This window comes from Ensifer sp. 1H6 (assembly GCF_001976035.1).
GTDB classification, from domain to species: domain Bacteria; phylum Pseudomonadota; class Alphaproteobacteria; order Rhizobiales; family Rhizobiaceae; genus Ensifer; species Ensifer canadensis.
On sequence record NZ_MOAI01000007.1, the window covers coordinates 158,059 to 177,258 of the forward strand.

A 19,200-nucleotide genomic window follows, 5' to 3' on the forward strand; every position below is an offset into this window, starting at 1 on the left:
ATTCCGCGCAAGTTATTGAATTTAAATATGAAATGCCAATTAACCGAATTTCGGTTAATTCGTCATGCGGTGGAAAATAACAATTTCATCGCTGCGCGACATATTGAGCGCGAGGCGAGCCTTCTCATCCAGCATGTCACGCTCCAGCGAACCGTCGCTCATCAGCTGAACCTCCTTTTCGAGGGTCGTTCGCCGCTTTGTGAGCTCGTCCAGCCGTGCCTGCCGCTCAACGATCTGGCGATCGAATTGCTCCGTCGCCTTCAAGCCGTAGCCGCCGTGAATGGAATGATAGCCGAAATAAGACAGAAAGGCGACCGCGATCAGCGGCAGCACCAGTCGGCCCAGTTTCCGTTTCTTATGATGCCTTGTCCACATCCCGTTCACACCCTGATACGCAATACAGGGTGAGACTAACCGGCATTGATTAACCGACCGTTGACCATGAATGGCCGGATAAAGCAAAACCCGCCCACGGCAACCGTGAGCGGGTCAATTTTTTCAGCGATCGATCGAGGCTATCAGCCACGCAGGATCGAGCGGCCGGCGTAGTTGGCCTGCAGGCCGAGCTGCTCTTCGATGCGGATCAGCTGGTTGTACTTTGCGAGCCGGTCGGACCGGGCCAGCGAGCCGGTCTTGATCTGGCCGCAGTTGGTGGCAACGGCGAGGTCGGCGATCGTCGCGTCCTCGGTCTCGCCCGAACGGTGGGACATGACGGCGGTGTAGCGTGCCTTGTGTGCCGTTTCGACAGCGTCAAGTGTTTCCGACAGCGAGCCGATCTGGTTGACCTTAACGAGGATCGAGTTGGCAACACCCATCTTGATGCCATCGCGCAGGCGGGCGGAGTTGGTGACGAACAGGTCGTCGCCGACGAGCTGGCACTTGTTGCCGATGAGGTCAGTCACAGCCTTCCAGCCGTCCCAATCGTCTTCCGCCATACCATCTTCGATCGAGAAGATCGGGTACTTGGCAGCAAGTTCCGCCAGGTATTCGGCCATTGCACCCGGCTCAAGCGTGCGGCCTTCGCCTTCGAGGACGTACTTGCCGTCCTTGAAGAATTCCGTCGCGGCGCAATCGAGTGCGATGAACATGTCTTCGCCCGGCTTGTAGCCAGCCTTCTCGATCGACTTCATGATGAAGTCGAGTGCTGCCGGAGCGGACGCCAGACCCGGCGCGAAGCCGCCTTCGTCGCCGACATTGGTGTTGTGGCCGTCGGCGGAAAGCTGCTTCTTCAGCGTGTGGAACACTTCCGAACCCATGCGGACCGCGTCACGCATCGTATCGGCACCGACCGGAACGATCATGAACTCCTGGAAGTCGATCGGGTTGTCGGCATGAGCACCACCGTTGATGATGTTCATCATCGGAACCGGAAGCACGTGGGCGTTCGGGCCGCCGACGTAACGGTAGAGCGGCAGGCCGGAAGCTTCGGCGGCAGCCTTGGCGACGGCCAGCGACACGCCGAGGATGGCATTGGCACCGAGGCGCGACTTGTTGGCCGTGCCGTCAAGCTCGATCATCGTCTTGTCGATCTGGATTTGGTTTTCCGCATCGAGGCCACCGATCGCCTCGAAGATCTCGCCGTTGACGGCGTCGACGGCGCGCTCGACGCCCTTGCCGAGGTAACGCGTTCCACCATCGCGCAGTTCGACCGCTTCATGCGCACCGGTCGAGGCACCCGACGGCACGGCCGCGCGGCCGAAGCTTCCGTCTTCCAGATAGACGTCGACCTCGACGGTCGGGTTGCCGCGGCTGTCCAGAATTTCTCGGCCGATGATGTCGATGATTGCTGTCATGATCTCTTCCCTGCTTGAGGACGGTGGTGGGTCGGGCCTGTCATAAGCGAAGGCCCGGGATTTTCAATGGCGCGCAAGATGTAAAAACAACCGCGCCACCGGGGTTCATGAAAATTTCACGAGCCTGTCTCAGCCCTTTGCGACGGCGTCGAAGGCCAGCAGCTTTTCGAGCAGCCGCGGCATGTCCTTCAGATGCACCATGTTGGGGCCATCGGAAGGAGCGTTGTCCGGTTCCTCGTGGGTTTCGACGAACAGGCCGGCGATGCCGACAGCGACGGCTGCACGCGACAGCGTTTCAACGAACTCGCGTTGACCGCCGGTCGAACCGCCCTGCCCGCCCGGCTGCTGCACCGAGTGGGTGGCGTCAAAGACGACGGGCGCGCCGAGCGAGGCCATGATCGGCAGCGAGCGCATATCGGAAACCAGCGTGTTGTAGCCGAAGGACGCGCCACGCTCGCACAGAAGAATGTTGGGATTGCCGCTTTCGGTGAATTTGGCGAGCACGTTCTTCATGTCCCAAGGCGCCAGGAACTGGCCCTTCTTGACGTTGATGGTGCGGCCAGTCTTGGCAGCTGCCACCAGAAGGTCGGTCTGGCGCGACAGGAAGGCCGGGATCTGCAGGATGTCGACGGTCTCGGCGACGACGGCGCACTGCTCCTCGGTGTGCACATCGGTCAGGACCGGGAAACCGAACTCCTTCTTGAGATCGGCAAAGATTTCCATCGCCGTGTCGAGGCCGATGCCGCGCTTGCCAGAAAGCGATGTACGGTTGGCCTTGTCGAAGGACGATTTGTAGACCAGGCCGATATCCAGCGACTTGCATAGTTCGGCAAGCTTTCCCGCCATCATGAAGGCGTGCTCGCGGCTTTCCATCTGGCAGGGGCCGGCGATCAGCGACAGGCGCTCCCTCTGCGAGAAGGCGACCTGCTTGGCACCTTCACCGACGACTACTCTGGCATTCGTTTCCATCATCAAGCTCCAAACGCGAAGATCACCCCTTGCCCCGGCATTTCGGGGACAATGAGGCGTCCGCCCATTTCTGAAAATTCGATATCGTTGCGCGCGAAGAGCGCACGCGTCACTTCGAGGTCCGCGACGCGGAAGATCACGGCCCGGCCGCGCAAGCCGCGCTCGGCGCTGCGGACCGAACGGCCGAAGAAAGCCTCCATGCCGGCGGCGCTCAGCACAGAGATCTTGGCGTTCGTCGTCTCGATATCCATGCCGAAGGAGTGAGCCGCGACTTCGCGCTCATCGACCGCCTCTTGCAGCAGGTACTGGAAATCGGTCGGGTTCGTCTCCGAAAGCACGACCTCGGAAATGCCGAGCACGCTGTTGTCGTGCCGCTCGAGCGCGCCACGATCGATTGGAAGCGCGCGCACCCGCTGACAGCTGAACAGGAAGAAATCCGGCGAGCGCAGGTCGGCGGCAAAGGCCAGCCGGAAGGAGCCAAGCCCTTCCCGGCCATCCGGCAGCCGCATGGGCCGCGAGAACTCCAACATCTCGCCGCCCGAGATGCCACGGGCGCGAAACCGCATATGATCCGTCGCAGCGTCTTCAGTGCCGAGCACGATCGCTGACAGACCTTCCGGCCCCTGACGGAATCGGAAAGCCTGGTCGCGGGCGACGAAGGCGTTGCCGTCCAGGGCTGCCATTTCGCATTCTTCGCGCGAAGCGACGGCAAGCGGCTCAAGATAAGTGTTGTCGGAGAAGAAGACGCAGGCGTTTTCGGTGCCGAAGGGATGGCGAGCATCCTCGGCCACCGTGAAACCGAGATCATTGAGGCGACGCCGTGCCTGTTCAAGTGCGTCCACCGGTAGCACGAGATGATCGAGCGGGCGGGTGGTGCGCTTGGAGAGGCTCATGGCGGTTTCCCTGATGGTTTGCCGCTGTTTGCAACTTTTGTCCGGCGATTGCAAGCCGACTGGCGGCCATGGCACCGATTGCCCGTCTGGACCCAAACATCTGCAGAGAACAGAATCCATCCGCGCCGGGCACCGCCCGCCGCAGATTTATGGTTGCCACCAGGTGCCGAACTGCCCGAGCGTCAATAGTATCCCGGCGCCGCGGTGGCGTTGCCCGTATTCGAAGCCCCGAGACCGGGGGCGAATGTTTGCGGCTGCGCGTAGGTCGTATTGCTCGAGGACGTCGTGGCACAGCCCGAAAGCCCTAGCAGGGCGATCGTCAAAGGCACGAACAACAAAGTTATGAAGCGCATAGGTACTGACCCTTTCTTTAGCTGAAGAACAGAAAAGGCTGAAACCGGTGTTTTGGGGAGTACGTAACAGTAACACGACGTAACACGGCGACACGAGGGACTGGGAACCGCAGCGTCGCGTCGGCCGCTGCGGTTGTTCTCGTTACACCTGCGTTCAGCGCCCGAACAACGAGGTCGGGCCATTCGCGTCAAACACTAAGATCGCGTTTGATGGCGCAGGTCGCGATAAAGGTCGGCACAAACCTGTCGATCAGGAAACTGGCGCATTGAACGACGCTCCTCTTACAACACTCGAAAATTGGCGGCTGCGCTGCAAGCGGTCAACGTTCAGTAGAAGCCGCCTTTCGGTAAAAGACTGCGGTGTGACGTCGCATCGTTTTCAGCGTGTCAGCTAAAAACGTGCAGAGATCGAAGAATTTGCGGCGCCCACACGTCATCATCCCAGGAGCGACTTCGGCCGCTTGTGAAGCGGACGCAATCGCGTAAAGTCGGCCGATGCAGCCTGAGGTTACGATGGGCCTGCGCGTTTTTAGGGGCAACATTTGATCATTTCATTGCACGGCGGGGGACACATCCGGATACGCGGAGCAAGGCAACCTTCGATACCTGGATGCCTTCAACATGGAGTTGAGGCGGCATGATTCGCGATTTGATTGCCAAGCTCGCTTCGGTCGCCATCATGATGTTTGCCCGCGCACTGACAGCTGCCCGGGCACTCTGGCACGAAACCGGCCTGCCGCCGAGACAGAGCATCTATTTCGCCAACCACTCCAGCCATGGCGATTTCATCCTGATCTGGGCCGTGCTGCCGCCTTGGCTGCGCGACCGCGCCCGCCCGGTTGCCAGCGCCGAATACTGGCTGAAGTCGAAGCTGACATCGTTCATCGGCCGCGACGTCTTCAATGCGGTGCTGATCGAACGCGACCCCGCCGCGCGCACAAGCGACCCGGTCGAACAGATGGCGACGGCTCTGGACGAAGGTGCCTCGCTGATCGTGTTTCCCGAAGGCACGCGCAACCAGACCGAGGCCAAGCTGCTGCCATTCAAGAGCGGGCTCTATCACCTCGCACGCAAGCGGCCGGACGTGGCGCTTGTCCCTGTCTGGATCAACAATCTCAACCGCGTGATGCCGAAGGGCGAGTTCGTTCCGATCCCGCTGATCTGCACGATCAACTTCGGCGAGCCGTTGAAGGTTGGACCAGACGAGAGCAAGGAAGACTTCATCGCCAGGGCGCAAGCAGCACTGCTTTCCCTCGCCCCGGCACAGACGGATAACGACGCATGAGTACCACGACTTCCGATATGGTCACCCTGCTGCTCGGCGTCGGCGGCATCCTGCTGTTCGCCTCTTCGGTCGGTTACGTACTGCAGCGCAGGCTTTCGCCCGACGGCTCCAATGGAGCGATCGAGAACCTCAACGCCCGCATCAAGGCCTGGTGGGCAATGGTGTTCCTCATTGCCATCGCCTTCATCGCCGGACGTGTCGGGGTGCTGCTGCTTTTCGCCTTCTGCTCATTTGCGGCGCTACGTGAATTCATCACGCTGATCAATACGCGCCGCGCCGACCATTGGGCGATCGCTGCTGCCTTTTTCCTGGCCTTACCGATCAACTATTATCTGCTCTGGGCCGAAGAATACGGCATCTACGCGATCTTCATTCCTGTCTATGCCTTCCTGCTGATGCCGATCATTGCTGTCCTGCGGGGCGATACGCAAAACTTCCTGCTGCGGATTTCCGAAGTCCAATGGGCGTTGATGATCTGCGTGTTTTGCGCCTCGCACGTACCGGCCTTGCTGACGCTGCAGATACCCGGCTACGGGGGGCGCAACGTGTTGTTGATCGCCTTCCTGGTGATCGTCGTGCAATCGAGCGATGTGCTGCAATATGTCTGGGGCAAGCTCTTCGGGCGCACCAAGATCGCGCCGAAGCTCTCGCCGTCGAAGACAGTGGAGGGGTTCGTCGGCGGCGTTGCCAGCGCGACGCTGCTCGGCGCCTCGCTCTGGTGGATCACGCCGTTTACCCCGATCCAGGCCGGGGTGATGTCGTTCATCATCACGATGATGGGCTTCTTCGGCGGGCTGGTGATGTCGGCGATCAAGCGGGATCGCGGCGTCAAGGACTGGGGCCACCTGATCGAAGGCCATGGCGGCTTGATCGACCGGCTGGATTCGGTCGTATTCTCGGCACCGATCTTCTTTCATCTGACGCGATACTGGTGGTCGTTGACATGAGCGGCCACCTGCGCGCTTTTGCCCGCAGCAGCATCGTCCACGTGCTTTTTGCTTTCATAGCAATGGGCGGATGGGCGCTGTTTGCCAACAGGCACCACCCAATGCCGCGACCACTCGTAGCCGGCCTGGTGCAGGGCGCCCTTTCAGCCGCGCTGACACTGTGCCTGAAATCGGCCATCGACGCGCTGTCTCTTCGTTTCCGCGGCACTTCGCAGCTTTGGATGCCGCCGCTCCTCGCCTGCCTTGCTTCGACAAGCATCCTCGTCGCCGTGCACGCGGCAACCGGAACACCGGAAATTCTCAAAACCATTGCCGTGCCGCTGCTGGTATCGGGCAGTTATGCAGTGCTCTACAACTATTCGATCAGCCGCGGGGGAGCTTGACCAATGACAGAAACCGGCGACCGCAGGCCGTTGGCCAGCCGAAACACCCGCTGGGCGCAGGCAATCGCCCGACGCCTCGCCGCGATGTCGATCACGCCCAACCAGATATCGCAGGCAAGCATGGCGGCCGCGGCTCTGGCAGGCGTTGCTTTCTGGCTGACCAGCGAGACCCAGGACGGACTTCGCGCCCTGCTTTTCATCGCGGCGGCCCTGTTCTGCCAGATGCGTCTGCTCTGCAATCTATTTGACGGTATGGTTGCCGTCGAGGGCGGCAAGGGTGAACCGGACGGTCCGTTCTGGAATGAATTTCCCGATCGGTCGCCGACCTCTTCATTTTCGCCGGCGCCGGCTATGGCGTCGGCCTGCCTGCGCTCGGCTTTGCCGCAGGCGCCTTCGCCGTGCTCACCGCCTATGTCCGCGAACTCGGCCGTGCCAATGGCGCACCGAGCGACTTTTCCGGCCCGTTGGCAAAACAGCACCGCATGGCGGTGATCACGTTGGCGGCCGTCGTTTCGGCTTTTGAAGGGTTGTGGCTCGGCGATGGCGAAGTACTGCTCGTCGCCCTTGTTGTCGTCTCGGTCGGGGCAGCCGTTACGGCATTGCGCCGCGCGCGACGCCAGACCGCCTGGCTGAAGGCCAAAGCCGCAGCAAACTAGCCTCCGCGGACCGCACCCCCCAACCTCAATCCGTTGAACGCCGTCGCCTGCATCGGCTCGGCGAACCCCTTGACGTCCTCGAAACTTATTATTAGATAGATTACTCTATTTATTATAACGCCACTGAGCCGCCCTTGAACGTTTTGCGCCACCCACTGCCGACCCCCCGGTTGGCGGAGCTACGTCGACCGTTCGCCCAACCATGCCCGTTCGGCGATAGGCGTTTTGAATCAGATGGATCCGGCCGGCCGCCACATCGCCTGCCGTTACGGAGATGACCATGACCACCCAAGACCGCATAGACGGGGTCGATGCGCTGCGCGGCTTCGCGCTGCTCGGCATTCTGCTCGTCAACATCATGGCCTTCGCTTCGGCATTTTACGGCCTCGAATTGCCTGACCCATCGTTCGATACCGGCCTAGACCGCGCGGTGCACTTCGCTGTCGCACTGTTCTTCGAAATGAAGTTCTACCTGCTCTTTTCCTTTCTCTTCGGCTACAGCTTCACCTTGCAGATGCGCTCCGCCGAAAAGGCAGGCGACGCCTTCGTGCCGCGACTCTTGCGGCGGCAGGCGGGGCTCTGGCTGATTGGCCTGACGCATGCGGTGCTTTTGTTTCATGGCGACATCCTGACGACCTACGCCGTCCTTGGCATCGCCCTGATGATGTTGCGCACGCGAAGCGATGCCAGCCTCTGGCGTCTCGCTCGCCTGCTGGTGATCAGTACGGCGCTTGCCTGGTTCGCCCTTGGCGTCGCCGCCGTCCTGGAGCCTCCAGTCCTTGAGCGGTACGCCATCATCGCCGCGGCTGCAGCGACGGAAGCGGCCTTTCGGGGCGATTGGCAATCCATCATCGGCCAGCACCTGACGGAACTGTCATCGGTCTGGGTCATCCTCGGCCTGTTGCAGGCGCCATCGGCGCTGGCCATGTTTCTTGTCGGCCTGATTGCCGGACGTCGGCAGATCCTGTCTCGGCCGCAGGAGAACCGCGCCCTGTTCCGTTGGCTTGTTCGCCTCGGCCTTTTCGTCGGCCTGCCTGGCGCCGTCATCTATGCCTATACCAGCGTCCAAATGGCCGATTCGCCTCAGGCGATCACCGGACTTGCCGTCGGGCTGTTGACCGCGCCGTTTCTGACGGGAGCCTATGTCGGCGCGATGATGCTGTTCCTCGATAGTGCCGCTGGACGGTGGCTGCGCAACCTGTTGGCGCCGGCCGGCCGGACCGCGCTTTCCAACTACCTGCTACAGTCGCTCATCTGCGCGCTTATCTTTCATGGCTACGGTTTCGGCTTGATCGGCCATATCTCGCCGCTCGAAACCGTATCGATGGCCCTTGTCGTCTACGCCGCCCAGCTTGTTCTTAGCCGCTGGTGGCTGCAACGCTTCGCCTATGGACCGCTGGAATGGCTGCTGCGCCTCATCACCATTTGGCGCGTGCCGCAATGGCGCAACCTTGCAAGCGCCGATCGGCGGTAGACCATTCTTTTCGGCGAGATCGAGATCGCACCCGGCGACCCTGCTCGCCGGGCGCTTCGGTGTCGATGCGGCATATGAAGCCAAAACGAAAACGGCCGGTCACGTAGGACCGGCCGCAATTTTCAGAACCGTGCTGACGGATCAAACGAAGCGCGACTGTTCCAGCGCCGCTTCGACGAAGCTCGCAAACAGCGGGTGCGGATCAAGGGGGCGCGATTTCAGCTCCGGGTGATACTGCACGCCGATGAACCACGGATGGTCAGGGTACTCGACGGTCTCAGGCAGAATGCCATCAGGCGACATGCCCGAGAAGACCAGGCCGCAGGATTCAAGCTGCGGCTTGTAATCGACGTTGACCTCGTAGCGGTGGCGATGACGCTCCGAAATATCGGCCGTGCCGTAGATGTCGGCAATCTTCGTGCCGGTCTTCAGCGACGCACGATAGGCGCCAAGGCGCATGGTTCCGCCGAGATCGCCGGAAGCCGAGCGCTTCTGAAGTTCGTTGCCCTTAACCCATTCGGTCATGAGGCCGACGACCGGCTCCTTGGTCGGGCCGAACTCGGTCGAGGATGCCTTGTCGATGCCGGCAAGGTTGCGCGCCGCTTCGACGACTGCCATCTGCATGCCGAAGCAGATGCCGAAATACGGCACCTTGCGTTCGCGGGCGAAACGCGCCGCGTTGATCTTGCCCTCGGAGCCACGCTCGCCGAAGCCGCCGGGAACCAGGATGCCGTGTACCTTTTCGAGATACGGCGCCGGATCTTCCTTTTCGAAGACCTCCGACTCGATCCACTCGAGCTTGACCTTGACCCGGTTGGCGATGCCGCCGTGATAGAGCGCTTCGGTCAGCGACTTGTAGGCGTCCTTGAGGCCGGTGTACTTGCCGACGATCGCAATGGTGACTTCGCCTTCCGGCGTACGGATGCGATCGGCAACTTCTTCCCACGCTTCCATGCGCGGCTTCGGTGCCGGCTCGATGCCGAAGGCGGCAAGCACTTCGTTGTCGAGGCCTTCCTTGTGGTAGGCGATCGGCACGTCGTAGATCGAAGCGACATCGAGCGCCTGGATAACCGCCGACTGGCGGACGTTGCAGAACAGCGAAAGCTTGCGACGTTCGGCCTCGGGAATTTCGCGATCGGCACGGACGAGCAGGATGTCGGGATGAATGCCGAGCGCCTGCAGTTCCTTGACCGAATGCTGGGTCGGCTTGGTCTTCAGTTCACCAGCCGCCGGAATGTAGGGCATCAGCGTCAGGTGGACATAAACGGCGGTGCCGCGCGGCAGATCGTTGCCGAGCTGGCGGATCGCCTCCATGAACGGCATCGCTTCGATGTCGCCGACGGTGCCGCCGATCTCGCACAGCACGAAATCATAGTCATCGTTGCCTTCGGTAACGAAGTTCTTGATCTCGTTAGTAACGTGCGGGATCACCTGAACGGTTGCGCCGAGATAGTCGCCGCGACGTTCCTTGTCGATGATGTTCTTGTAGATCCGGCCGGTGGTGATGTTGTCGGTCTTCGTCGCCGAACGCCCCGTGAAGCGTTCATAGTGGCCGAGATCCAGATCGGTCTCGGCGCCGTCGTCGGTGACGAACACCTCGCCGTGCTGGGTCGGGCTCATGGTGCCCGGATCAACGTTGAGGTAGGGGTCGAGCTTGCGCAGTCTCACCCGGTAGCCACGCGCCTGCAGCAACGCTCCAAGAGCAGCCGCAGCTATGCCTTTTCCGAGGGAGGAAACCACGCCGCCAGTGATGAATACATATCGCGCCATGGGAGTCACCGGTTACCTTTTAACAAACGATTCCGCCACCGAAAAATTCGCCTATCCGAATTTTTCCGTCTTCGAAGGGAATCAGATTTCACACAAAATAAAACCGGCGGATGGTGCCATCCGCCGGTGGGTTCATTTAAATTGCGACCTTATTGGCCGCTGGGAACTTGCGATCCCGTGTTGCCGTTGGCGCCGCCTGCAGGCGTTTGCGTTGTCGTGGCACCGCTAGCCGGAGCCTCGCCTGTGGTCGCCGGAGCCGGTGCTGTTGCACCGTTGCCGGTCGCAGGCTGCTGGGTCGCGCCGCCGGCCGGAGCCTGAGTGTTGCCACCGCCAAGCGAATCGAGGACGCCGCCGCCCGAGCTGGTGCCCGGAATACGGTCGAGGATGTCGGTCGCCTGCGGCTGGTAACGGGCGAGGATACCCATCGCCAGGGCCAGAACGAAGAACAGTGCCGCGAGGATCGCCGTCGTGCGGGTCAGCGCATTGGCAGTGCCGCGTGCGGACATGAAGCCCGAGCCACCGCCGATGCCGAGGCCACCACCTTCGGAGCGCTGAATGAGAACGACGCCGATCAGGGCAACGACGACCATGAGATAGATGACGAGTAGTACGGTCTGCATCAGCTTCCAGTCCTGCCCTTTGGGCAAACGAATCAAATCTTGCGCGGACTCGGGGCTTCCCGGGCGCAATTTTCGCGCTTCTTTATACCAAGCCGTCCGCTATTCCAACCCCCTGCCCGGCCTGTGCCGGACAATCAGGCCGTCAAATCTTCATAAGCCCGGTAGATGGCGAGGAAGTCTTCGGCTTTCAAGCTCGCACCACCGATCAGCGCGCCATCGACGTTGGCAACGCCCATCAATTCGCGGGCATTGGACGGCTTGACCGAACCGCCGTAGAGAATGCGCATCTTGCCGCCGGCACCACCGAACCGCGACACCAGTTCCTGGCGCATGAAGGCATGCGCCTCTTCGACGTCGGCAGTCGTCGGCGTCAGACCCGTACCGATCGCCCAGACCGGCTCATAGGCAATGACAGTGTTTTCCGCCGTGGCGCTGTCGGGCAGGCTTTCGGCAAGCTGACGCTTGAGCACGTCGAGCGTCTTGCCCACCTGTCGCTCGTCACCGGTTTCGCCAATGCAGACGATGGCGACCAGTTCGGCGGCGTGGGCGGCGTCCGTCTTGGCGCGCACCAACCCGTCATGCTCGGCATGGTCGGTGCGTCGCTCGGAATGGCCGACGATCACATGGGTGCCGAAGCAATCGGCGATCATTTCGGCAGAAACTTCGCCGGTATGTGCGCCGGACTGCTTCTGATGGCAATCCTGGGCGCCGATCATCAGCGGGCTATCGTCGCAAAGCGCGGTCGCAACATAGAGTAACGTCGCGGGCGGGCAGATCAGCGTCTCGACCTTGCTCGACAGATCGCCCTTGACCCCTTCGGCCATCGCCTTGATCTGATCGAACGATGCGCGCGTTCCGTTCATCTTCCAGTTTCCGGCGACGAGCGGGCGGATGTCAGGCGTCATGAAATTTCCTCCGGGTCAGGTCATTTTCTCGGCAAGCGGCCTAGCAAATGCAGCCGGCAAAGGAAAGCATCCGTCGCTGAATATTCCGGCAGGACCAAAACGATCGGCCCGGCCGGTGGTCTCTCGCATTGCAGCGCCGCGCGTTAAGTATGACGCGCAAAGGATGCTGTAACGCTTTCAACCTGCTGAATAATATCGTCCTTGGATCGATTCCGAATTAAGGATCTATATGCGGGCGACGGTGCGAGCCATGTGGATCACCGCAAAAGGCAATCCTTCATCATCCCTCTCCTGTCGGCCCGTGACGACAAAGCCGCGACGGTGATAGAATTCGACCGCGCTCGCGTTGTCGGCGTAGACGCTGACGTCGAGATGACCGAGCCGCGTCGCGGCGTGTTCGATCAGTCCGCGGCCGATGCCGGCGCCATGGACTTCGGGATCGACGAACAACCCGCCGACAAAATTGTCGATCAGCCCGATGAAGCCCGCCGGATGCCCACCGACCTCTGCGACCCAATTGTCGGCCATCGGCAGGTACGTGTCGCGGACGATCTGCAGCTGGGTGACCAGCCGCTCTTCGCCGAGAAAGGGATGCCCGATGCGCGAGGCGGACAGCCAGATGGCCACCAGCCGGTCACGATCTTCCGCGCGGTAAGGCCGGATCACCGTTTCTGAGAGCCGATTGGCCTCGTGTTGGTCGTTTTGCATGTCTCTCTCATAAGATATTCTGAGCGGCAACCCGCCGAGCGCCGCCAGTGATGCCTCTTTCAGGCCGCAAACTTGAGCACGGCCTCCGGCTCTTCGCCGTAGCTATCGCCTGTCAGAACAAAGCCCAACCCCTTGTAGAAACCTTCTGGGCTCGCCTCACCCAGTCCGCAGCTGGTGTAGAGCTCGCGGATGCCACGCGCCTTGAGGTCGCGCACGACGAGTTCGATCGCCTTCTTGCCGATGCCCTTGCCCTGAAATGGACGGGCTATCATGAAGCGCCAGAGGTAGACGCCCGGGCAATCGATGCCGTCGTCCCAATCCGATCCCTGGTGCAGCATGATGAAACCGACGAGCGTCTCCTCGGCGTAGATCGCGCGGAACCAGGCATTCTCGGAGAAATGCGCTTCCGCAATCGAGGTGCCGTTGTCGGCGACCATATTGCGCTGTCCTTCGCTCAGCGTTTCGCTGAGCTCGCAGACCTCGCAAACGGTAAGCGCGGAGATACGGCGGAAGGTAATTTCTGCATCAGACGGCAATGCATGTTCGCTCATAAGCGACTCCTGAAAATCAAATGGATGAAAACGAGGACCAAGCCAAAAAGGCCGGCCGCGGTTTTAGATCGTCCGCCAACGATTTGAGCCAACGCTCAAATTGGACATATGATCAAATCTGCGCTATGTCAATCGCATACAACCGGAGACTGAATATGGTGTACATGACCCGCCTCGCCCGGCGCGAGGCGATCATTGCGGCGGCCATCGCCGTCATGCTGAAGGACGGCTTCGACGGGATGACGACACGTCGGGTTGCAGCCGAAATGGGAGCGGCCAACGGCATCATCCACCATCACTTCAAAACGGCAAGCGACCTCAAGTGTGCGGCCTTCCTGCATTACGAGGCTGCGGCCCGTGCCGAGTTCGTGGAGATGCGCCCTGCACTCAGTGCGACGGCAGCGCTCAAGCTCTTCGTCAGTGACCACACGGACGATACACGGGAAAGCGGTATGCGGTTCTGGGCGGAGGCATGGCGGGCAGCCCAGGCCGACCCAGAATTGGCCGGCGCTTACGCCCGGGCCGTTTCCGGCTGGCATCGTCTGCTTTGCGGCATCATTGCGGACGGTGTCGCGGCGGATGAATTCCGTGCAGGCGTGCTCGCAGAAACGATCTCCTGGCGGATCCTCGGTCTCGGAATTGGCCTTTCCAGCATGGCAGTGCTGCCTATGCCGCTGCTATCGCCGACAACCGTGCGCCGCCTGATGATGCAGGCCGTCGCGGACGATCTCGGCATCTCGTTTCAGGAGATAACCGGGGCATCCTGACCTATACCAAACCTGCGCTGATATTGACCTATTGCGTGGGACCGTGTGCGGTCATCCGGCGAGGAGCGGACCTGAGAGCGATGCCTTGGCATCGGTCGAGGATTGCGACGCTGCCAGTGGGCGACAGACGGCCCGCCCGAAGGGCCGGGCACTTTTGCCCCTTGATGGCGTTGACAATCCTCACCGGACCACGCGGTCCGGCTGCGGTTATCTCCTTGCCGGAAACCAAAATCGCTCCGGCGCAATCGGTCAATATCAGCGCAGGTTGGTATTACGCCTTTGCCGCAAGTGCCTTGCGGATATCAGCCACGTGCTGTCGGTCGAACAGGTCGAACACCTCGTCCCCCGTCAGCCGTTGGACGTCCTGGATATGGGGATAGGCATGCTCAGCCTCACCGAGCGCCAGATAGGAGCGGGCGATGGTCATCGACCCGAGCGGCTGGCGCAGTGAAAGCGTCCATTCGCGAACGAGTTTCGAAACAGCGATGCTCTCGCGGTGAAGCCTGACATCGTGGAGCGCGGCACCGTAACCGCCTTTGACCCAATAATAGAGGTCTTCCCCCTCGAAGTTCGCGTCCGCCAGTTGCGCCGCATTGCTCGAGCGATTCTGCGAACCGATGCTCCGCCCCCAGCGCGATGCCGGCGTTGGCATGTTTCAACACCACGTTTTCAAGTGGGATCATCTCGGTCGTCGCGCTATTCTGCGTCATGTCTCATGTTCCGCAATACGTTGGATCTGCAACCATCAGACCAGCCCGTCGACTGCCCTGCGCGGAGCAGATGAGATATCTTTCGACTGTATCAACAGGATCGGCCTGCGAATTTACGGTATCGTCGGAGAATAAAAGATGGGGCCAACGGGTCTTATCCGGGTGACGAAGGCGAATATTTCGTCCGAATGCCGCAGGAGCGTGCCATGCTGCAAAACAGCAAGTCTACATTCGGCTGGGTGACGATCATCCTCCATTGGCTGATCGCCATGTCGATCCTTGGCCTACTGGCACTCGGCTTTGTCATGCGCAGGCTATCCCTGGATCCAGCCCTGCAGTTCTCGCTCTACCAATGGCACAAATCCTTCGGCTTCACCGTGCTTGCCCTCGCCGCGCTACGCGCCGTCTGGCATGTGCTCGATAGGCAACCACAGGCGCCTTCAGGCCTTTCCGTGCTCGAACGACGCGCGGCCCGGACCACGCATGCAATCCTGATCGGCCTGACCATAGCCGTGCCCCTTGCCGGTTGGGCGGTTGCGTCGACCTCGACGCTGAACATTCCAAGCTTCTATTTCGACTGGTTCGTCATCTCGCATCTGCCGATGGCGAAATCGGAAGCAGCCGAGAGCTTCTGGACGTCGACCCACGCAATCCTCGCCTACGCGACGCTGGCTCTTGTCGCGCTCCACGCGATGGCCGCGCTCTACCATCACATGGTGCGCCGCGACGAAGTTCTGGTTCGCATGCTGCCGACGCGACTGCTGCGGCGCGGCGAGGTCGAAAAGACCAAGGGCAGTCAGGTCATTGCCAAGAGGAAGTGAACCATGATCAAGCAGCAATCGAAGGCAACGCCAACAGCATTGGCACTTGGCGTCGTGCTTGCCACGACGTTCGGACCAAGCGCCACAAGTGCCAGTGCGCCGCAACTCTCGGACGCTGCCGGCAGCTACGGCATCACCGGTGCGTCACGTGTGCATTTCTCCGTTGCGCAAGTCGGTGGCGGCGGCATCATCGGCGACTTCGGCAAGTTCTCCGGCAATTTCCGTATCGATGGCAATAACATCGCCCGTTCGTCGGTCGAGTTCACCCTCTACCCGGAAAGTGTCGAGACGGGAGAAAGCCGCGTCGAAGATTTCCTGAAGTCGAGTGCGGTCTTCGACAGCGCGACCTATCGCACCGTCACCTTCCGCTCGACCAGCGTCAAGCAGACCGGCCCGGACACGGCCGCCGTCGAAGGCACGTTGACGGCGCGCGGCAAAGCGCGGAAGGAACGGTTCTCCGTCAAGCTGATGGACTGGAACAGCCGGTCGATCTCCTTCATAATCCGCGGCAGCATCTTTCGCTCACCCTACGGCATGGACGTCGGCACGCCGATCTATTCCAATGTCGTCGAATTCGACATGAACATAAAAGGGCAGAAGCACTAAGCTCCTGCCCTTCGAGGTATTTTTGGGTTTCCGCTCAGCCGCCGATCTGGCTACCGAGGAAATCCTTGACGATATGCACGATGCCGCGGCCAAGAAGCTCATCCAGTGCCGCGATGAACTGGTCGACGTGCGCGCGCTCGCAGATCAGCGGCGGCTCGAGCCGGATGACATTGCGATTGTATTCGGTAAAGGCAACCAGCACGTCGTAGTCGCGCAGAAGCAACGCACCGATGAAGCCAGAGAGCGAGCCCTTCAGCTTGTCATCCAACACGGAAACGACCGGACGCAGAACCATCGGCAACGTCTGGCTGAAATCCTGGAACTCCAGGCCAACCATCAGTCCCTTGCCGCGTACGTCCTTGATGATCTTCGGATATTTTTCCTTCAGCGCCTGCAGGCGTTCAAGCAGATAGTCGCCGCTGTCAGCGGCGCGATCGATCAGATGATCGTCGTAGAGCACATTGATGCCCTCGATCGCGGTGACGCAGGCTTCGCCCATGCCACCGAAGGTCGCCATGGCGTGGATCATCGCCGTCTTCGATGTGCCATAAGCCTTCATGTAGACGTCGCGGCGGGCGATCATTGCGCCAACCGCCGCCTTGCCGGCACCGAGCGACTTGGCGAGCGCGGTGACGTCAGGAATGACGCCATAATGCTCGAAAGCATAGAAGCGACCCGAACGGCCATAACCGCACTGCACTTCATCAGCGACCCACAGGACGCCATAGCGATCGCAGAGCGCACGCAGCTGCTGCCAGTACTCGGCCGGCGCCTGGATGATGCCACCGCCGCCCAGGATCGTCTCGAGCACGATCACGCCGATTTCGGGATCGGACTTGAAGGCGTTCTCGACGGCTTGGATATCGGCGAAGGGAACGCGGACCGTGTTGTCGGCAACCCTAAACTCGGCGCGGTAAAGCTGGCCGTCGGTAATGGCAAGCACGCCCTTGGTTTTCCCATGGAAGGAATTTTCCGCGTAGACGACCTTCGGACGCTTCGGGCCGGCGGCGCGCTCGGCGAGCTTGACGGCTGCCTCCATCGCCTCGGAACCGGAGGAACCGAGGAAGACCATGTCGAGATCAGCAGGCGAGCAGGCGGCAATGTTCTTGGCGAGCGCCGATGCATATTGCGACATGAAGGCGATCGCAATTTCGTGGCGCTTCTCGTCCTGGAACTTCTGGCGTGCTTCGAGAATACGCGGATGGTTGTGGCCGAAGGCCAGCGAACCGAAGCCGCCGAAGAAGTCGAGAATCTTCCGACCGTTCTGATCGGTGTAGTACATGCCCTCGGCGCTTTCGATCTTCACCTTGTGAAAGCCGAGCAGCTTCATGAAGTGAAGCTGACCAGGGTTGAGATGGTCCTTGAAGGCGGTCGTGATGTCCCCGATCGACATGGCTTTCGCCTGCTCGACCGTGATCAGATTTGGCCTTGCGACCCCGCCTTCGATCGACGGCGCCGAGACGCCTGTGCGGTTCGGTCTATCCAGCATTGTCATTCCCCTCACTCGGCCGGTACGGCTGCGGCGTTTTGCATGGCAGCGCCGGATTTCTTGGCCCGATACTCGTCATAGGCGGCAATCAGCATGTCGCCATCGTTGAACTCCGGCCGCCAGCCGAGCTGATGCTTCAGCTTGCCCGTTTCACGGACGCAAAGTTCGTCGGCAATCAGGTACTGCTCCGGATCCATGATCGGCTTGTTGATCAGATCGAACAGCGCCAGTGTCTGCTTCACTGCGAAGCCAGGCGTCGGCAGCAGGAAGGACTTTGAATCGGCGTGCTTGATCAGGTTGCCGAGAAGCTCACGCACCGAAGGAGGACTATCCGAGCCGAGGTTGTAGGCCTCGTTGGGCACGCCACCCTTCCAGGCGAGCCGCGCCGCTTCGGCGCAGTCGAACACCGAGATGAACTGGTACGGTACCCTGCCCGAACCGATCATCGGCACCGGCAGGTTCATGTCGATCAGCTTGAACAGTTTTTCGAGGATACCGAGGCGGCCGGGTCCGATGATCAGGCGTGGGCGGAAGATCGAGATGTTCATGCCCTGCTTGCGCCATTGAGCGGCAAGTTGCTCCGTTGCCCACTTCGATTTTCCGTATTCGCCGAGCGGCTTTGCCGGATGGTCCTCGGTCTGCGGCGACTGCACCGTGTGGCCGTAGATCATGTCCGTGGTGAACTGAACGAGACGCGACGCATTGGCTGCGCCCATGGCCTTCATGATGTTCTCGGCACCGTAGTAGTTGACCGGCCAGAAGAAATCCCAGCGCTTCGAACGGATCTGCAACGGTGACAGCATCTTGGCCGCCATGTTGTAGACCATGTCGTCAGGGCCGATACCGACCTTCAGCACATCGCTCATCTGCGTCACATCGCAATGGACGAAGCGGGCACGGTTGTAGTGCGGCAGATCGGACTTGACGATATCGGCGACCACGACCTCCTCGCCATCCTGAACGAGGCGCTGCGCCAGATGCCGGCCGACGAAACCGTCGCCACCAAAGATAATATGCTTCATGACTTGCTCCCGAAATCTGCTGTTCTTGCACCAGCCGTATCGATCGACTTTTCGTCGCCATGGGATGACATGCCCGACTGGGCGATCAGAACCGTTCCAACGCAGATGAGCGCGATGCCGGCGATGCGCCAGGCATTGAGGTCCTCGCGGAAGACGAAGTAGGCGAAGATCGCAACCGCCACATAGGCCAGGCTCAGGAACGGATAGGCGAAGGAAAGCTCTACCTTCGACAGCACATAGAGATGCGATGCCATCGAGATGACAAAGGTCGCGAGACCCGCGAAGACCCATGGATTGAAAACGATCTGGAACAGGCGAACAATCGCCGTCTCTGCCGTCATCGAGATCGGCCCGAGTGACATCATGCCCTGTTTCAGCATCAACTGTGCCGCCGCATTGGTCAGCACAGTGAAGAGAATGAATGGAATATATTTCATAGTTTTACCCCCAGTCCCGGGGAAGTACCTACACGCGAGAG

General features: G+C 60.7%; 20 protein-coding genes and 1 pseudogene. 8 read left to right on the top strand and 13 right to left on the bottom strand.

Annotated elements, in window-relative coordinates; genetic code table 11:
• Nucleotides 1–54: 54 nt before the first annotated feature.
• The 4 genes from BKP54_RS10785 to BKP54_RS10800 all read right to left on the bottom strand — a co-directional run bounded on the left by BKP54_RS10785 (nt 55) and on the right by BKP54_RS10800 (nt 3,655).
• Nucleotides 55–375, bottom strand: coding sequence for a septum formation initiator family protein (locus BKP54_RS10785; RefSeq protein WP_025426764.1), 321 nt, complete (start codon nt 373–375; stop codon nt 55–57).
• 143 nt (nt 376–518) lie between these two features.
• A complete protein-coding gene (gene eno, locus BKP54_RS10790) occupies nt 519–1,793 on the bottom strand; it encodes a phosphopyruvate hydratase (RefSeq protein ID WP_025426763.1) in 1,275 nt (424 codons plus the stop codon).
• Nucleotides 1,794–1,922: 129 nt separating this feature from the next.
• Nucleotides 1,923–2,765, bottom strand: coding sequence for a 3-deoxy-8-phosphooctulonate synthase (gene kdsA / locus BKP54_RS10795; RefSeq protein WP_025426762.1), 843 nt, complete (start codon nt 2,763–2,765; stop codon nt 1,923–1,925).
• On the bottom strand, nt 2,765–3,655 hold the full coding sequence (locus BKP54_RS10800; protein ID WP_025426761.1) for a VOC family protein: 891 nt from the start codon (nt 3,653–3,655) through the stop codon (nt 2,765–2,767). Before BKP54_RS10800 ends, kdsA begins: the two co-directional genes overlap by 1 nt.
• A 993-nt stretch (nt 3,656–4,648) precedes the next feature.
• Here BKP54_RS10800 and BKP54_RS10805 point away from each other — a divergent pair.
• From BKP54_RS10805 to BKP54_RS10825, 5 genes and pseudogenes are all read left to right on the top strand, one after another.
• On the top strand, nt 4,649–5,293 hold the full coding sequence (locus BKP54_RS10805; protein WP_025426760.1) for a lysophospholipid acyltransferase family protein: 645 nt from the start codon (nt 4,649–4,651) through the stop codon (nt 5,291–5,293).
• Entirely contained in the window at nt 5,290–6,240 is a 951-nt protein-coding gene (locus tag BKP54_RS10810) for a phosphatidate cytidylyltransferase (protein ID WP_025426759.1), read from the top strand. The genes BKP54_RS10805 and BKP54_RS10810 overlap by 4 nt, the downstream gene beginning before the upstream one ends.
• Nucleotides 6,237–6,623: a hypothetical protein gene (locus BKP54_RS10815; protein WP_025426758.1), complete on the top strand. Its 387-nt coding sequence runs from the start codon at nt 6,237–6,239 to the stop codon at nt 6,621–6,623. The genes BKP54_RS10810 and BKP54_RS10815 overlap by 4 nt, the downstream gene beginning before the upstream one ends.
• 3 nt (nt 6,624–6,626) lie before the next feature.
• Nucleotides 6,627–7,279: pseudogene (locus BKP54_RS10820) on the top strand (CDP-alcohol phosphatidyltransferase family protein).
• A gap of 280 nt (nt 7,280–7,559) precedes the next feature.
• Nucleotides 7,560–8,753, top strand: a complete 1,194-nt coding sequence (locus BKP54_RS10825; RefSeq protein ID WP_063963221.1) for a DUF418 domain-containing protein — start codon at nt 7,560–7,562, stop codon at nt 8,751–8,753.
• Between the two features lie 141 nt (nt 8,754–8,894).
• On the opposite strand, the gene BKP54_RS10830 is transcribed toward BKP54_RS10825, so the two are convergent.
• The 5 genes from BKP54_RS10830 to BKP54_RS10850 form a co-directional block, all read right to left on the bottom strand.
• Entirely contained in the window at nt 8,895–10,523 is a 1,629-nt protein-coding gene (locus BKP54_RS10830) for a CTP synthase (protein WP_025426755.1), read from the bottom strand.
• 149 nt (nt 10,524–10,672) lie between these two features.
• Nucleotides 10,673–11,143 carry a preprotein translocase subunit SecG gene (secG, locus tag BKP54_RS10835; RefSeq protein ID WP_025426754.1) on the bottom strand — a complete coding sequence of 157 codons (471 nt, stop codon included), beginning with the start codon at nt 11,141–11,143 and terminating at the stop codon, nt 10,673–10,675.
• A 134-nt stretch (nt 11,144–11,277) separates the two neighbouring features.
• Nucleotides 11,278–12,048: a triose-phosphate isomerase gene (gene tpiA, locus BKP54_RS10840; RefSeq protein WP_025426753.1), complete on the bottom strand. Its 771-nt coding sequence runs from the start codon at nt 12,046–12,048 to the stop codon at nt 11,278–11,280.
• 225 nt (nt 12,049–12,273) lie between these two features.
• The gene (locus tag BKP54_RS10845; RefSeq protein WP_025426752.1) at nt 12,274–12,756 is read right to left on the bottom strand and encodes a GNAT family N-acetyltransferase; all 483 of its coding nucleotides are present in this window, start codon (nt 12,754–12,756) and stop codon (nt 12,274–12,276) included.
• Between the two features lie 59 nt (nt 12,757–12,815).
• Nucleotides 12,816–13,307, bottom strand: coding sequence for a GNAT family N-acetyltransferase (locus tag BKP54_RS10850; protein WP_057214222.1), 492 nt, complete (start codon nt 13,305–13,307; stop codon nt 12,816–12,818).
• A 155-nt stretch (nt 13,308–13,462) separates the two neighbouring features.
• On the opposite strand from BKP54_RS10850, the gene BKP54_RS10855 reads away from it, so the two are divergent.
• Nucleotides 13,463–14,074, top strand: coding sequence for a TetR family transcriptional regulator C-terminal domain-containing protein (locus BKP54_RS10855; RefSeq protein ID WP_025426750.1), 612 nt, complete (start codon nt 13,463–13,465; stop codon nt 14,072–14,074).
• Nucleotides 14,075–14,345: 271 nt separating this feature from the next.
• Here BKP54_RS10855 and BKP54_RS10860 read toward each other — a convergent pair whose 3' ends face one another.
• Nucleotides 14,346–14,726, bottom strand: a complete 381-nt coding sequence (locus tag BKP54_RS10860) for a hypothetical protein (RefSeq protein WP_025426749.1) — start codon at nt 14,724–14,726, stop codon at nt 14,346–14,348.
• A 264-nt stretch (nt 14,727–14,990) separates the two neighbouring features.
• On the opposite strand from BKP54_RS10860, the gene BKP54_RS10865 reads away from it, so the two are divergent.
• Together BKP54_RS10865 and BKP54_RS10870 are read left to right on the top strand one after the other, a co-directional pair.
• A complete protein-coding gene (locus BKP54_RS10865) occupies nt 14,991–15,605 on the top strand; it encodes a cytochrome b (protein WP_025426748.1) in 615 nt (204 codons plus the stop codon).
• Between the two features lie 3 nt (nt 15,606–15,608).
• Nucleotides 15,609–16,211 carry a YceI family protein gene (locus BKP54_RS10870; RefSeq protein WP_025426747.1) on the top strand — a complete coding sequence of 201 codons (603 nt, stop codon included), beginning with the start codon at nt 15,609–15,611 and terminating at the stop codon, nt 16,209–16,211.
• 34 nt (nt 16,212–16,245) lie between these two features.
• On the opposite strand, the gene BKP54_RS10875 is transcribed toward BKP54_RS10870, so the two are convergent.
• Genes BKP54_RS10875 through BKP54_RS10885 form a run of 3 tightly spaced genes read right to left on the bottom strand, consistent with a single transcriptional unit; the run spans nt 16,246 to nt 19,159 of the window.
• Nucleotides 16,246–17,706, bottom strand: a complete 1,461-nt coding sequence (locus BKP54_RS10875; RefSeq protein WP_084814405.1) for an aspartate aminotransferase family protein — start codon at nt 17,704–17,706, stop codon at nt 16,246–16,248.
• A 5-nt stretch (nt 17,707–17,711) separates the two neighbouring features.
• Nucleotides 17,712–18,722, bottom strand: coding sequence for an NAD(P)-dependent oxidoreductase (locus BKP54_RS10880; protein ID WP_025426745.1), 1,011 nt, complete (start codon nt 18,720–18,722; stop codon nt 17,712–17,714).
• Nucleotides 18,719–19,159 carry a transporter gene (locus BKP54_RS10885; protein ID WP_025426744.1) on the bottom strand — a complete coding sequence of 147 codons (441 nt, stop codon included), beginning with the start codon at nt 19,157–19,159 and terminating at the stop codon, nt 18,719–18,721. The genes BKP54_RS10880 and BKP54_RS10885 overlap by 4 nt, the downstream gene beginning before the upstream one ends.
• Nucleotides 19,160–19,200: the final 41 nt, after the last annotated feature.

Excerpts from the sequence above, each read along its gene's own strand:
- BKP54_RS10865 (WP_025426748.1), top strand. The coding sequence starts at position 14,991 with ATGCTGCAAAACAGCAAGTCTACATTCGGCTGGGTGACGATCATCCTC.
- BKP54_RS10870 (WP_025426747.1), top strand. The coding sequence starts at position 15,609 with ATGATCAAGCAGCAATCGAAGGCAACGCCAACAGCATTGGCACTTGGC.
- BKP54_RS10825 (WP_063963221.1), top strand. The coding sequence starts at position 7,560 with ATGACCACCCAAGACCGCATAGACGGGGTCGATGCGCTGCGCGGCTTC.
- BKP54_RS10845 (WP_025426752.1), bottom strand. The coding sequence starts at position 12,756 with ATGCAAAACGACCAACACGAGGCCAATCGGCTCTCAGAAACGGTGATC.
- kdsA (WP_025426762.1), bottom strand. The coding sequence starts at position 2,765 with ATGATGGAAACGAATGCCAGAGTAGTCGTCGGTGAAGGTGCCAAGCAG.
- BKP54_RS10785 (WP_025426764.1), bottom strand. The coding sequence starts at position 375 with ATGTGGACAAGGCATCATAAGAAACGGAAACTGGGCCGACTGGTGCTG.
- BKP54_RS10815 (WP_025426758.1), top strand. The coding sequence starts at position 6,237 with ATGAGCGGCCACCTGCGCGCTTTTGCCCGCAGCAGCATCGTCCACGTG.
- eno (WP_025426763.1), bottom strand. The coding sequence starts at position 1,793 with ATGACAGCAATCATCGACATCATCGGCCGAGAAATTCTGGACAGCCGC.
- secG (WP_025426754.1), bottom strand. The coding sequence starts at position 11,143 with ATGCAGACCGTACTACTCGTCATCTATCTCATGGTCGTCGTTGCCCTG.
- BKP54_RS10830 (WP_025426755.1), bottom strand. The coding sequence starts at position 10,523 with ATGGCGCGATATGTATTCATCACTGGCGGCGTGGTTTCCTCCCTCGGA.
- BKP54_RS10855 (WP_025426750.1), top strand. The coding sequence starts at position 13,463 with ATGGTGTACATGACCCGCCTCGCCCGGCGCGAGGCGATCATTGCGGCG.
- BKP54_RS10860 (WP_025426749.1), bottom strand. The coding sequence starts at position 14,726 with ATGCCAACGCCGGCATCGCGCTGGGGGCGGAGCATCGGTTCGCAGAAT.
- BKP54_RS10885 (WP_025426744.1), bottom strand. The coding sequence starts at position 19,159 with ATGAAATATATTCCATTCATTCTCTTCACTGTGCTGACCAATGCGGCG.
- BKP54_RS10875 (WP_084814405.1), bottom strand. The coding sequence starts at position 17,706 with ATGACAATGCTGGATAGACCGAACCGCACAGGCGTCTCGGCGCCGTCG.
- BKP54_RS10880 (WP_025426745.1), bottom strand. The coding sequence starts at position 18,722 with ATGAAGCATATTATCTTTGGTGGCGACGGTTTCGTCGGCCGGCATCTG.
- tpiA (WP_025426753.1), bottom strand. The coding sequence starts at position 12,048 with ATGACGCCTGACATCCGCCCGCTCGTCGCCGGAAACTGGAAGATGAAC.
- BKP54_RS10850 (WP_057214222.1), bottom strand. The coding sequence starts at position 13,307 with ATGAGCGAACATGCATTGCCGTCTGATGCAGAAATTACCTTCCGCCGT.
- BKP54_RS10800 (WP_025426761.1), bottom strand. The coding sequence starts at position 3,655 with ATGAGCCTCTCCAAGCGCACCACCCGCCCGCTCGATCATCTCGTGCTA.
- BKP54_RS10810 (WP_025426759.1), top strand. The coding sequence starts at position 5,290 with ATGAGTACCACGACTTCCGATATGGTCACCCTGCTGCTCGGCGTCGGC.